The sequence below is a fragment of the Aeromonas media genome (genome assembly GCF_020423125.1).
GTDB classification, from domain to species: Bacteria; Pseudomonadota; Gammaproteobacteria; order Enterobacterales; family Aeromonadaceae; genus Aeromonas; species Aeromonas media.
This window is the reverse complement of record NZ_CP075564.1, coordinates 3,278,366-3,291,559: the sequence shown is the minus strand read 5'-3', so window position 1 is coordinate 3,291,559 and position 13,194 is coordinate 3,278,366. Positions and strand designations below refer to the sequence as shown.

General features: G+C 44.7%; 10 protein-coding genes and 2 pseudogenes. 9 read left to right on the top strand and 3 right to left on the bottom strand.

Going from position 1 to position 13,194, the window contains the following annotated elements; translation table 11 throughout:
- Positions 1-99: 99 nt before the first annotated feature.
- Entirely contained in the window at positions 100-810 is a 711-nt protein-coding gene (locus KI797_RS15115) for a hypothetical protein (RefSeq protein ID WP_226169924.1), read from the bottom strand.
- Positions 811-1,050: 240 nt separating this feature from the next.
- Here KI797_RS15115 and KI797_RS15110 point away from each other — a divergent pair, with 240 nt between their 5' ends.
- The 7 genes and pseudogenes from KI797_RS15110 to KI797_RS15080 all read left to right on the top strand — a co-directional run bounded on the left by KI797_RS15110 (position 1,051) and on the right by KI797_RS15080 (position 7,676).
- Entirely contained in the window at positions 1,051-1,377 is a 327-nt protein-coding gene (locus KI797_RS15110) for a hypothetical protein (protein WP_017778717.1), read from the top strand.
- A gap of 95 nt (positions 1,378-1,472) precedes the next feature.
- Positions 1,473-3,476 (top strand): copper resistance system multicopper oxidase, encoded by a 2,004-nt coding sequence (locus KI797_RS15105; protein ID WP_425592096.1) that lies wholly within the window; start codon positions 1,473-1,475, stop codon positions 3,474-3,476.
- A gap of 11 nt (positions 3,477-3,487) precedes the next feature.
- Positions 3,488-4,345 (top strand): copper resistance protein B, encoded by an 858-nt coding sequence (locus tag KI797_RS15100; protein ID WP_005303868.1) that lies wholly within the window; start codon positions 3,488-3,490, stop codon positions 4,343-4,345.
- A gap of 20 nt (positions 4,346-4,365) precedes the next feature.
- Positions 4,366-4,899 carry a cupredoxin family protein gene (locus KI797_RS15095; protein WP_005303871.1) on the top strand — a complete coding sequence of 178 codons (534 nt, stop codon included), beginning with the start codon at positions 4,366-4,368 and terminating at the stop codon, positions 4,897-4,899.
- Positions 4,900-5,302: 403 nt separating this feature from the next.
- A complete protein-coding gene (locus KI797_RS15090; protein WP_026141181.1) occupies positions 5,303-6,283 on the top strand; it encodes an IS5-like element IS5 family transposase in 981 nt (326 codons plus the stop codon).
- A gap of 150 nt (positions 6,284-6,433) precedes the next feature.
- Positions 6,434-6,625 (top strand): annotated as a pseudogene (locus KI797_RS15085) (HAD-IC family P-type ATPase); the annotation flags it as partial.
- Positions 6,626-6,695: 70 nt separating this feature from the next.
- Positions 6,696-7,676, top strand: coding sequence for an IS5-like element IS5 family transposase (locus KI797_RS15080; protein ID WP_026141915.1), 981 nt, complete (start codon positions 6,696-6,698; stop codon positions 7,674-7,676).
- Positions 7,677-7,783: 107 nt separating this feature from the next.
- Here the strand turns inward: KI797_RS15080 and KI797_RS15075 are convergent, their stop codons facing one another.
- Together KI797_RS15075 and KI797_RS15070 are read right to left on the bottom strand one after the other, a co-directional pair.
- A complete protein-coding gene (locus KI797_RS15075) occupies positions 7,784-8,521 on the bottom strand; it encodes a hypothetical protein (RefSeq protein ID WP_226169921.1) in 738 nt (245 codons plus the stop codon).
- Positions 8,522-10,426 carry a hypothetical protein gene (locus KI797_RS15070; protein WP_226169919.1) on the bottom strand — a complete coding sequence of 635 codons (1,905 nt, stop codon included), beginning with the start codon at positions 10,424-10,426 and terminating at the stop codon, positions 8,522-8,524.
- A gap of 62 nt (positions 10,427-10,488) precedes the next feature.
- Between KI797_RS15070 and KI797_RS15065 the strand changes: the two genes are divergently transcribed.
- Both KI797_RS15065 and ligA read left to right on the top strand, forming a co-directional pair.
- Positions 10,489-11,439, top strand: coding sequence for an IS1595-like element ISKpn3 family transposase (locus tag KI797_RS15065; protein WP_005342491.1), 951 nt, complete (start codon positions 10,489-10,491; stop codon positions 11,437-11,439).
- Positions 11,440-12,274: 835 nt separating this feature from the next.
- Positions 12,275-13,141: pseudogene (ligA, locus tag KI797_RS15060) on the top strand (NAD-dependent DNA ligase LigA); the annotation flags it as partial.
- Positions 13,142-13,194 lie beyond the last annotated feature (53 nt).

The window sequence follows — 13,194 nt, the reverse complement described above, 5'->3', positions numbered from 1 at the left end:
ACTACTTATAATCTGGTGCAGAAGTAATAAATCCTGCACCAGATTATAAAACTTTTTGATATGAAAAATTCCAATTAATGTGAGATATGGCGGCTATCATCAAAACCTTTTTCTAAAGGGTTCATCAAAGCAGATGGCTCTTGCAATTTCACTTCTCATTTCTGTCTTCTCCTGCTCGTTCAAACTAACCAAATTATTTGAAACTATATTAAAAAACAGTTCAGGATGAAGAATGTAGTTTGTTAAATCAAGAAATTCATGATTCACTCGCATCGAGAGATACTCAATTTTATCAATGAACCTATTGTAAACCCAGCCACTTCTATGGCCTTTATTCCTGGCAGCCTCTGCAAGAACCTCTATCTCTCTCGTCAAGAATGAGCTAACAAGCTCAGCCTGGGCAGGCACATCTGTACACAATGTTTTAAATGAATCAACCCACCACCGCTTAAATGGAATAGAGGAAAATGCACAACTACCGCCAAGCCAGGGTGACCGATACCCAATATCTAATCTACGAGTAGCCTCGTTTGAAGACAAAGGGAAAAATTTTTCAATACTAACGAGTCGTGAGCTGAGCCTGAAGCCTGATGTCCCCTCTGCCTCATATACCTCACCAATGTTGTAGCTGCCGATATGGTGGTATAGAACCGTACCAAAGGGGGCGCTGCGTTGGTCTTCTACTAACTGGTATAAAGCAAAAGATCTACAATCTCCCAGATCCCACCCAACCTTTAAATCTTCACACAGGCTAGCATTAGTAGAAAACGTACTATTAAATTCATTTATGATTTCGGAATACGTATCCATATGTCCCCCTACCTTAACTCACGTAATTAGCTAGAGAAGCCGGGCGATTCATGCTGCATGAACCGAATCTCTATCTGAGCAGGCCAAAAATAGGGTATGTCCTGATCCAGTCATCCAGCTTTCCCCAAGCGCTCTTCAATAGGTTTATTACTAATTTGTAATTTTTGTGACAGCTTCATGTAATGACTCAGAGTTTATAGTTAGTCACGTAACTTGAGTCATAATTAAATGAGGTGGTTTATGAATATTAAAATTGGTGCATTAATGGCATGTACGCTGGTCGTCGGAAGCTTCTCCGCTTTTGCTCAGGCTCCGGTGCCTTATAACGTTCGTGCTGGGCACAACATTATATATATGGATTGGAGTGCCAACGCACTTAGTACCGACACTGTGAGTGTATCTACCCTGGATGACACTAAACTGGGTACTGTAATGGCTACTCCTGGGAAGACAAAGCAACTGCAACTCCCCATGGGCAAAAGTATCAACACAGTCAAAGTCAGCTACAACGGTGATGTCCATGTGATTGCACTTCAGCATGGAATGGGTAGTGGGCGAAACAGATAAAGCAAATAAAATCATGCGCTTAACGTAAGTTTGGCGCATTTTTTTCTACGCATTGAGAAAAATGACAGTATTGTAATTGTACATTGATTTCTATAATGAGCATCATCACACATCACAGCTGTGATGAAATGGAGGCGCTTATGAATGATGTTCATAGTAAAAATGGATTTAATCCTTCTATCTCAAGAAGAAAGTTTGTTAAAGGGATTGCTGCTGGCGGAGTTGTGGCATCGATTCCTATGTCAATTAACGCTAAAGAAGAACTGCCGCAAAAGGTTTACAGCTCAGTTTTAAGTGGAACAGTAATCGATCTGGTAGTTGAAGAAGTTGTTGTCAACTTTACTGGAAGTACAAGAATTGCCACGGTTGTCAATCGCTCCATACCCGCACCGACATTACGCTTAAAGGAAGGCGATGAGGTTACTCTTCGTGTTACCAATAAGCTCAGTGAGCCTACCTCTATTCATTGGCATGGTATAATACTCCCATTTGAAATGGATGGCGTACCTGGTATTAGTTTCAATGGTATTAAACCAGGAGAGACATTCACATATAAATTCACGTTGGAACAGTCCGGTACATATTGGTATCACTCTCACTCTGGTTCTCAAGAACAGACGGGAATGTATGGCGCTTTAATTATAGAGCCAAAAGAAGGCGAGATTATATCAGCCGATAGAGATTATGTTGTTCTCTTGTCAGACTGGACAGATGAGCACCCGATGCGAATTTTATCAAAATTGAAATCGCAAAGTGATTACTATAATTTTAATCAGCCTACAGCTATCGACTTCATTAACGATGTCAGCAACAGTGGATTAAAGGTTGCCTTCACCAAACGCCAGATGTGGAATGAAATGAGAATGAATTCTACAGATTTGGCTGACTTATCCTCTGCAACTTTAACCTATTTAATGAACGGAACAACCCCTAATGGAAATTGGACTGGTGTCTTCAATAAAGGTGAGAAAATCAGACTTAGATTTATAAATGGTGCTGGAGGGTCTTTTTACGATGTCAGAATTCCAGGCATAAAAATGACGGTTGTACAAACCGATGGTGTTGATATTGAACCTATAGACGTAGATGAGTTTCGTTTCGGCCCTGGTGAAACTTACGATGTCATTGTTCAACCCATCGATAACGCCCATACGATTTTCGCACAGTCGATGGATCGTACTGGTTTTGCCCGAGGTACGTTGTCGACGGCGATTGGCCTTTCAGCTCCGATTCCTACTGTAGACAAACCTGAGCCTCTTTCAATGGAAGATATGATGGGCTCCATGGACGGAATGGATCACGGCTCCATGGCAGGTATGGATCATGGCTCAATGCCTGGTATGGCATCAGGTGCAATGCCAGCGATGGATCATAGCTCTATGGCAGGTATGGATCATGGCTCAATGCCTGGCATGGCATCGGGGGCAATGCCAGCGATGGATCATAGCTCTATGGCAGGTATGGATCATGGCTCAATGCCTGGCATGGCATCGGGGGCAATGCCAACGATGGATCATAGCTCCATGGCTGGTATGGATCATGGTTCTATGGCTGGTATGAGTAATGCTACACCGCCAAGCAAGGTTAGGCATGCCAGTACAGAGTTTGGGCCCAGTGTTGATGCGAGGGTAGATACACCAAGACGCAATCTGAATGACCCTGGTGTAGGGCTACGTAATAATGGGAGAAGAGTGCTTACGTTAGCAGACCTGAAAACTAAAGGTGGGCCCATAGATCCAAGACCAGCAGAACGCGAAATTGAACTTCATTTGACTGGAAATATGGAACGCTATACATGGTCGTTTGATGGCGTTGAGTTCGGTAAATCAACACCAATTCATTTTAATTATGGAGAAAGAGTTAGAATTACTCTCCACAATGACACCATGATGACCCATCCCATGCATTTACATGGTATGTGGAGTGAACTTGAGAATGAAGATGGCTCCTTTTTGGCAAGAAAGCACACAATACCTGTGCAGCCAGCACAACGAATTAGTTTTCTTGTGACCGCTGATGCCATTGGCCGTTGGGCTTGGCACTGTCATATTATGTTCCATATGGATGCTGGAATGTTCCGTGAAGTAGTGGTTTCTTGAGGAAATAAATAATGCTAATTCAAAGTATAGTAAAAAATGGAATATGGTTGATCAGCCTTGGGTTATTTGCTTCTCTTTCTTTTTCTGAGGAGTCAAAAGATGCTGTTAGCGGCTATCACCCTGATTTAACCGCATCTGAGGATAGCGAACAAAGAAGCCCTGATGAATATTCTGATGGACTCACACTTAGTTCAGGCCCAAGCCTTTTTGAAGGCAGAGAGCAGCTTTCCTTAGCAGATGAACATACCTTTTCTTCTCTGTTAATTGACAGGCTTGAATATTCAAATGGACGAGAGGAAAATTATGCTTCCTACAAAGCCCTTGCTTGGGTAGGGAAAGACTATCAAAAAATATGGTTTAAATCTGAAGGTGAATATAAAAATTCATTACAGGATACAGAAAACCAAGTTCTTTATGGGTATGCTACATCTGCATACTGGGACATCCTTTTTGGAGCAAGATATGATACATATCAATCTAGAAGCGATAAAGGATGGCTTGCCCTTGGCCTACAAGGATTAGCGCCATATTGGTTTGAGGTTGACTCCTCTTTATTTGTAGATCAGCATGGTCTAATGCTTTTAAGCCTAGAGGCGGAATATGACCTCTTACTTACTCAGAAATTGATACTACAGCCCCAAGCTGCAATGAATATTTACAGTAAAGATAATGATGATATGTCTGTTGGGCGAGGTATCTCAGACATCAGCACTGGCTTGCGGTTACGTTATGAAATAAGTAGGCAGTTTGCTCCTTACATAGGCGTTGAATGGAAAACTCTCGCTGGCAATACATACGATCTAGCAAAAGATCATGGGGAGAGTACATCTGATACGAGATTTATTGCAGGTGCCAGATTCTGGTTCTGATTACATAAGGAAGGTAATGTATGAAATTCAAAATGATTACTGCTGCTGTGATAGTAATTTCTACGGGTGTGATGGCTTCTGAGCAAGGTCATGACATGAACTCAATGAAGAATGGCATGAACCATGACATGAGTTCAATGAAGGGGAATCCAGCTCCTATGGGGCATGACATGGGGAGTATGGCTGGTTCCCCTGGTGTTGCCAAAGATGTGTCTAGAACCATTGACGTATCTATGGATGACACCATGCGGTTTACACCGAAAACGATATCGGTCAAACAAGGTGAAACAATCCGATTCTTTATAAAGAATAATGGAAAACTACCACATGAGTTCGTTCTCGGAACAACCTCAGAGCTCAAAGAGCATGCGGGAATGATGCAACAAATGCAAGGTATGCAGATGAAACATAGCATGCCAAACATGATCTCTCTTGCACCCAGTCAGAAGAGTGCAGTGCTATGGAAATTTGATAAAGCAGGTACAGTATCATTTGCTTGTCTTGTACCTGGGCATATGGAGGCTGGAATGCTTGGTGAAGTGGTAGTGAAATAATCCACTTTTCAAACAAAAAAAGAGGGGGCTCCCCTCTTTTTTTATTTGATTTTTTTGTGTTTTTAGTTAAAAAGTTTTGCCAATATCACAGTTTGATGATCTGCTGACACAAAAAGATCTAAATACCAATTAATGCTCGGCAGTATAACTATACTTAATATTAAGTAAAAAATACCGCATCACTCAGATAGTGTGACTTATTGGGTGAGTGAGTACAGGACGTGGTGCTGAGAGAAAATGAGTTGTCTACAGCATCTAATATTAATTGGAGGGATGTCAATGAATTCACATCACGAGCATAACCAATCTGATGAACCAGGTTTCTGGCGTTCTAGGGAAGGTGCGAACAAGTCCCTGATATGAGATCATGTTTGTCATCTGGAGCCATGGAACAGGGTTCATCATGAGTCATCAACTTACCTTCGCCGACAGTGAATTCAGCAGTAAGCGCCGTCAGACCAGAAAAGAGATTTTCTTGTCCCGCATGGAGCAGATTCTGCCATGGCAAAACATGGTGGAAGTCATCGAGCCGTTTTATCCCAAAGCCGGTAATGGTCGTCGGCCCTATCCGCTGGAAACCATGCTGCGCATTCACTGCATGCAGCATTGGTACAACCTGAGCGATGGCGCGATGGAAGATGCTCTGTACGAAATCGCCTCCATCCGTCTGTTTGCCCGGTTATCCCTGGATAGCGCCTTGCCGGACCGCACCACCATCATGAATTTCCGCCACCTGCTGGAGCAGCATCAACTGGCCCGCCAATTGTTCAAGACCATCAATCGCTGGCTGGCCGAAGCAGGCGTCATGATGACTCAAGGCACCTTGGTCGATGCCACCATCATTGAGGCACCCAGCTCGACCAAGAACAAAGAGCAGCAACGCGATCCGCAGATGCATCAGACCAAGAAAGGCAATCAGTGGCACTTTGGCATGAAGGCCCACATTGGTGTCGATGCCAAGAGTGGCCTGACCCACAGCCTAGTCACCACCGCGGCCAACGAGCATGACCTCAATCAGCTGGGTAATCTGCTGCATGGAGAGGAGCAATTTGTCTCAGCCGATGCCGGCTACCAAGGGGCGCCACAGCGCGAGGAGCTGGCTGAGGTGGATGTGGACTGGCTGATCGCCGAGCGCCCCGGCAAGGTAAGAACCTTGAAACAGCATCCACGCAAGAACAAAACGGCCATCAACATCGAATACATGAAAGCCAGCATCCGGGCCAAGGTGGAGCACCCATTTCGCATCATCAAGCGACAGTTCGGCTTCGTGAAAGCCAGATACAAGGGGTTGCTGAAAAACGATAACCAACTGGCGATGTTATTCACGCTGGCCAACCTGTTTCGGGCGGACCAAATGATACGTCAGTGGGAGAGATCTCACTAAAAACTGGGAATAACGCCTTAAATGGCGAAGAAACGGTCTAAATAGGCTGATTCAAGGCATTTACGGGAGAAAAGATCGGCTCAAACTGAAAAAATGAAATGACTGAGTCAGCCGAGAAGAATTTCCCCGCTTATTCGCACCTTCCCTAGGGCTGTGGGGGGTAAGCTCGGTATTAGCGAAATATATGGCGATGTTAAACCTTCAGAGAAATTGGCTCTAGTCACCAAGTTTCAACAGATGGGGCATATTGTGGCGATGGCGGGAGATGGTATTAACGATGCCCCTGCATTAGCAAGATCTGATGTTGGTGTCGCTATGGGAACAGGTACTGATGTGGCAATTAGGGAAGGTGCGAACAAGTCCCTGATATGAGATCATGTTTGTCATCTGGAGCCATGAAAAAGGGTTCATCATGAGTCATCAGCTCACCTTCGCCGACAGTGAATTCAGCAGTAAGCGCCGTCAGACTAGAAAAGAGATTTTCTTGTCCCGCATGGAGCAGATTCTGCCATGGCAAAACATGGTGGAAGTCATCGAGCCGTTTTATCCCAAGGCTGGTAATGGCCGGCGACCTTATCCGCTGGAAACCATGCTACGCATTCACTGCATGCAGCATTGGTACAACCTGAGCGATGGCGCGATGGAAGATGCTCTGTACGAAATCGCCTCCATGCGTCTGTTTGCCCGGTTATCCCTGGATAGCGCCTTGCCGGACCGCACCACCATCATGAATTTCCGCCACCTGCTGGAGCAGCATCAACTGGCCCGCCAATTGTTCAAGACCATCAATCGCTGGCTGGCCGAAGCAGGCGTCATGATGACTCAAGGCACCTTGGTCGATGCCACCATCATTGAGGCACCCAGCTCGACCAAGAACAAAGAGCAGCAACGCGATCCGCAGATGCATCAGACCAAGAAAGGCAATCAGTGGCACTTTGGCATGAAGGCCCACATTGGTGTCGATGCCAAGAGTGGCCTGACCCACAGCCTAGTCACCACCGCGGCCAACGAGCATGACCTCAATCAGCTGGGTAATCTGCTGCATGGAGAGGAGCAATTTGTCTCAGCCGATGCCGGCTACCAAGGGGCGCCACAGCGCGAGGAGCTGGCCGAGGTGGATGTGGACTGGCTGATCGCCGAGCGCCCCGGCAAGGTAAGAACCTTGAAACAGCATCCACGCAAGAACAAAACGGCCATCAACATCGAATACATGAAAGCCAGCATCCGGGCCAAGGTGGAGCACCCGTTTCGCATCATCAAGCGACAGTTCGGCTTCGTGAAAGCCAGATACAAGGGGTTGCTGAAAAACGATAACCAACTGGCGATGTTATTCACGCTGGCCAACCTGTTTCGGGCGGACCAAATGATACGTCAGTGGGAGAGATCTCACTAAAAACTGGGAATAACGCCTTAAATGGCGAAGAAACGGTCTAAATAGGCTGATTCAAGGCATTTACGGGAGAAAAGATCGGCTCAAACTGAAAAAATGAAATGACTGAGTCAGCCGAGAAGAATTTCCCCGCTTATTCGCACCTTCCCTAACTCTAATGGCTTTTCACATGCATTCTTGTATTTCCGCTTGTAGCTATTCTCTGGTTCTTTTTCTGCACTAAATTTATCATCTTCATTTAAGTATTTGTTTACTTTGTCTTTAAGGCTGAGAAATTCTCGCTTAGTGAGAAAAATACATGCTTTTATGTGGTTCCAATCAATGTCCTTGATACTGTTGTATTTTTCAGTAATTATTTCTATAGTTTTTTCAAAAACTTGTGCATTAACCCCATATGCTAATAAGAAACCCTTTAGGTCATCGTATTTAATTTCACCTAAGGTGCGAATAAAAGGCTCACCATCAATAATTCTCCGTTCGTTCGTATGGTATATGAGATGTATAGCAGTCTTAACAATGGTTTTAACAGTGTTGGAACTTGTTATTTTACCATTTATATCTAAGTATAAAATACTATGTTGAATATCGGTCAGTAATGATTGATTTACCTTATCTCCCAGGCGCTCATTTGGTGCCGTCTCCATGGTTTCAAAATTTAAACTATGACTTCTAATGTTATTGTTATCATAAAACCTACGCTCAATACCATTTGAGGCTAACAACCATTGGCGATCGTTTGCTGATTCATTCAGCATCCATCTTGGTCTAGGATATGTTGAGTCAGCAGCCATAGCTTGAATTTTTTCTGGGTCTACCAATTCTTTTATTGGTGATATTTTTCTGTTCATTTATGAACTCTCTTGCTCTATTGACTTATGAGCATTTCGCAACATGATTTTTAAAGGTGTATTAGAGGTGGACACCATATTTATAACATCTGAGCATAATTTCTTTAGGTGCTCATCCTCTCCTTCTTTAGCATAAACAATCGCTAACTTTAGATTTTTTTCTGAAACACAGAAATATACTGATTGTTCACGTTCATCATTACTAGGTTTTACTGTCAGGCTATTGAACAATTCCCCGCCCATTTCAGGGTTAGAAAATGCACTTGCAAGCTGAGCCTTGAATTTACTCTCGCTGAGGTGGACTGATTCGAAGGGGGGGGAATTATTAGCTATAGCCATAAACAATAATATTCTTTGGAATGAACGGATCTTCACCCTGTAAATTAACTCTGTTAGATACTTTGGTATGTATCTATTTAAAGTTGTTTTAACAGTATTGCCAAAATATGTCGCGGTGCGCAGTGCATCACCATGTGACTGTAGGTAGATTAGTATTCCTTTAGATACTCTTACTTTTTTTAAGGTTGCATCATTAATTACATCTATATTGCTTTCACTTGTAACATGGTTTCGAATCTGCTTGAAGCCACGTTGAAAATCATCAGCTCTACACTTTGATATTCCTCTAATTGTCATGCATAGCCACAGGTTGTGATCAAGCGCAACATTACGCGCATTTTCAGTCATTTCCATAGCCATTTTAAGACAAATGGATGCGTCAATATCTTGAGCTTTAACTTTAGCTATAGGAGTTAAATCACCAATTGCTTTTCTAGTTCGTGCATATCTAGCCCGTGGTTTTATTGTCCTGACTCTAACACTACCGTCATCATCTACCTGCATAAACTCTACTCCATAACTAGTAGCAAATGCTTTCATGGTGTAGAGAGAGTAAGGATTAATACCCAGCTCTTCTGTAATGATAATCTGCATAGCTGATGCTGTAATGATAGTTAGACCTAGGTATTGCAACGCATCTTCTTGAAGAATAACCTCGTTTGTTTCATTTCCTTTTGTGCCTTGGATTAACTTATGATAGTTTTGAGTGAAATATGCAACAGTGTTTTCTAACCTTAGAGCGTTGTGTTGACTGAATGAGTTATTTTTAGCTCGTGTAGATTGAGTATTACTTTGAGTTTCTTTCCCATAGTTGCTTATAGCGATTAAACTTGGAGCGTCACAAAATTTTTTGTATGACTCATAAACAATGTTTTTTGCGTATGATAAGAGCGCTTGAATATTGTTTTTAATTTCTTTCTCTATCTGTTCTAGAAAAGATTTTGAATCAATGACATGTTCCAATAAGTCTTCTTCATATATGTTGGTTTTTGAAATTATTGGATTGTCATCTCTTATTTTTTCTGTATTAGTATCCCTGCGTAAGTTGTTTGGAAGATCAATGCTATTTGGTAATAAACCATGTTTAATTAAGACGGAGATACAGTTTTTAACATGTTGAAATTTCATATACGCAGTGTTTCTTTGAAGGCGGTTAAGCAAATCTCCCCTAAAGGTAGACAGTTCACCCTGTATTAAGTTGGGTTGTTGATACCACTTACTACTTATTGATGATATGTGTTTAAGAAATGCTCCAATAGGCTCTCTATGATGTTTTACAATCTTGAATGAATTTACGTGTTCTTTGACTCGTTGTGCAATGTCAGGAGGGCAGGTAGAAGACAATATGTCATTGAACTCATCATCGGAGCCTTGTTTTTTTGTCGCTTGGCTTAAGAATGATGACGGTAACACTTTACTTTTGCATAAGGCATACTGAGCTTCATCCTTCTTTTTGAGAATTGGCGTTATAGCGGAAAGAATATTCCCTTGAAAATAGTTACTGTCAACTAAATATTTAAATAAATTTGAATATGTGAAAAGCAATAAATTAACCTGATTACCCATGATTAGCAGTCAGTTACCACGAACTATACTGATCTTACGTACAGTTATCGAGGTGCGAGATCATGGCCAAAAGCAAAATCCAATTCCAGAAAGGCTACAGCCTGTTTGAGTTTCTCAAGGACTATGGCACTGAGGCTCAGTGCGAAAACGCGCTGTTCACTTGGCGTTTTCCTAACGGCTTTGTCTGCCCTGAATGTGCCAACAAGACCTGTTGTCGCCTGAGAAGGCGGCCACGTGTGTGGCAATGCAATCACTGCCGTCACCAGATGTCATTGACTGGAAACACGATTTTCGCAAACACCAAGCTCCCACTGACCAAGTGGTTTCTGGCAATGCACCTGTTGTCACAAACCAAAACAGGCTTGTCAGCGATGGAGCTAAAGCGCCAGTTGGGCGTCAAATATGACACCGCCTGGATGCTCAAGCACAAGCTGCTGCAAGCCATGAAAGAGTCCGATGACAAGCAGCCCATCAGCGGCATCATTCAGCTCGATGATGTCTACTGGGGTGGCGAGCGCCGTGGTGGCAAACGGGGTCGGGGCGCGGCAGGCAAGACGCCGTTTGTGGCAGCAGTGGCCCTGAACAAGGAAGGACATCCAATCAAGATGCGGATGACGGTGGTCGATGGTTTCAAAACCAAGTCCGTTGCTGATTGGGCAAAACGGCATATTGCCAGTGGTAGCGCGGTGATATCCGATGGATTGGCCTGTTTCAAAGCGGTCAAGGAGGCCAATTGTGAGCACCTGGGTGTTGTCACCGGGGGCAACCTGGACTGGCTGGATCATCCGGCATTCAACTGGGTAAACACGATGATAGGAAATGTGAAAAACTCGCTGCGGGGCAGTTGCCATACGCTCGGAGCGAAGCATTTACCAAGGCATCTTGCGGAATACTGCTTCCGGTTTAATCATCGTTTTGACCTCAAGAGCATGTTGGTTGAATTGGGGCATGCAGTCGTGGCAAGCCCTCCGATGCCATATCGGCTCTTGAAGCTGGCTGAGGGTCATGGGTAATCAGGTAAATTAAAGACCTGTAAGGATTTTGTGTAAGTCGTAGTGTGCGCAATAATATAACTAAGAGTTTCCGTTAGTTCTGATAAATTCCTTTCGTTGAATATGCTCTTTAAAGGGATTATATATCTGGCTAGGTTTATTGATAGCACTTGTTGATGTGGTAAATTGCATGAGTATAAGAATAAGGAAATTAGATCATATATATCATGATTGAGGTGAGGGCGAATTGTTTCTAGATGAGTAGGTAGCCCAGGATAAATTTTTCCATCCGTGCTAGATGGTAGTTTAATGTCAAAGTTGAAGCGTTCTAATTGATGGGAGGGGAGACTCTGCGCTCTGTAATTTTGAAATATATCCTCTGTGATTGTTCTTTCTAGCGTTGACTCTAGTTCATTAAGAGGCTGCCCTGAAAATGCTTCATTTTTCTTCATGAAAAGAATGAATTTTTTCAATGCAAGAATATAGTTATTAGCAACCCTAAAATTATACTTGTGGCTTGCAATAACGCAATATAGTTCTATGAACTCATTAATGTGAATGGTGTTTTTTGAGTTCAACGCATCTCCATAACCCGTAACGGATACCAACATGACTCGTAGTAGCCTATTGGCGTACTCATTTGATGCTGTGCTGTTGAACGTTTTAAGCCATAAAATAATTTCATCGCTAAGATGCGTCCCCAAGTGTGTGTAGATAGCCTCGATTCGCTTGCTCGACACGATGAATACTGCCCTAGTTGAAAGTTTCACATAGAAAGCGTAGTCCTTTTTTGGCTCTGCAAGCCCGAAAATGCTGATTTTTTCTAAATGAAATGAAAAGTGTGAGGTGACACTTAGACGTGATCCCGCAGATAGTGGCCGTGGTGGAGGCGCAGCGCCCCGTGGATGCCCGCGAGATCCTCTTCCCCACCCAGTGTCCGGTGTGCGGCTCTGCGGTGGAGCGACTGGAAGGGGAGGCGGTGACCCGCTGCTCCGGCGGCCTGTTCTGCGAGGCGCAGCGCAAGGAGGCGATCAAGCACTTCGCGGCCCGCCGCGCCATGGATGTGGACGGTCTGGGTGACAAGATAGTGGAGCAGCTGGTGGACAAGGGGCTGGTGAAGACCCCGGCGGACTTGTTCAGCCTCAACGCCATCCAGCTGGCCGGTCTCGAGCGGATGGGGCAAAAATCCGCCCTCAATCTGGTGGCCGCCATCGACAAGGCCCGCAGCACCACCCTGCCGCGCTTCCTGTTTGCCTTGGGGATCCGTGAGGTGGGGGAGGCGACGGCGCTGAACCTGGCCAACCATTTCCTCACCCTGGATGCCCTGCGTGCCGCCTCGGTGGAGCAGTTGCTAGAAGTAGCCGACGTGGGGGACATAGTGGCCAAGCACGTCTACTACTTCCTGCGCCAGCCCCACAACATCGAGGTGCTGGACGCCCTGCTGGCCGCCGGCATCCACTGGCCGGCCATCGAGAAGAAGGAGGCAAGCGATCAGCCCTTCGCCGGCAAGACTTTCGTGCTGACCGGTACCCTCACCACCTTGTCCCGCAACGATGCCAAGGCGGCGCTGCAGGCCCTGGGGGCCAAGGTGGCGGGCTCGGTGTCGGCCAAGACCGATGTGCTGGTAGCGGGGGAGGCGGCAGGCTCCAAGCTGGCCAAGGCCCAGGAGCTCGGTATCACAGTCTGGAGTGAAGAAGAGCTGCAACAGGCGTTGCAGGGCTGAGTCGCCAACACAGAACGAGAAACAAAGAACCCGGCATGGCCGGGTTCTTTGTT

Bases quoted from the DNA above. Each gene is read 5' to 3' on its own strand.
- KI797_RS15115 (WP_226169924.1), bottom strand. From the start codon at position 810: ATGGATACGTATTCCGAAATCATAAATGAATTTAATAGTACGTTTTCT.
- KI797_RS15110 (WP_017778717.1), top strand. From the start codon at position 1,051: ATGAATATTAAAATTGGTGCATTAATGGCATGTACGCTGGTCGTCGGA.
- KI797_RS15105 (WP_425592096.1), top strand. From the start codon at position 1,473: ATGAGCATCATCACACATCACAGCTGTGATGAAATGGAGGCGCTTATG.
- KI797_RS15100 (WP_005303868.1), top strand. From the start codon at position 3,488: ATGCTAATTCAAAGTATAGTAAAAAATGGAATATGGTTGATCAGCCTT.
- KI797_RS15095 (WP_005303871.1), top strand. From the start codon at position 4,366: ATGAAATTCAAAATGATTACTGCTGCTGTGATAGTAATTTCTACGGGT.
- KI797_RS15090 (WP_026141181.1), top strand. From the start codon at position 5,303: ATGAGTCATCAACTTACCTTCGCCGACAGTGAATTCAGCAGTAAGCGC.
- KI797_RS15080 (WP_026141915.1), top strand. From the start codon at position 6,696: ATGAGTCATCAGCTCACCTTCGCCGACAGTGAATTCAGCAGTAAGCGC.
- KI797_RS15075 (WP_226169921.1), bottom strand. From the start codon at position 8,521: ATGAACAGAAAAATATCACCAATAAAAGAATTGGTAGACCCAGAAAAA.
- KI797_RS15070 (WP_226169919.1), bottom strand. From the start codon at position 10,426: ATGGGTAATCAGGTTAATTTATTGCTTTTCACATATTCAAATTTATTT.
- KI797_RS15065 (WP_005342491.1), top strand. From the start codon at position 10,489: ATGGCCAAAAGCAAAATCCAATTCCAGAAAGGCTACAGCCTGTTTGAG.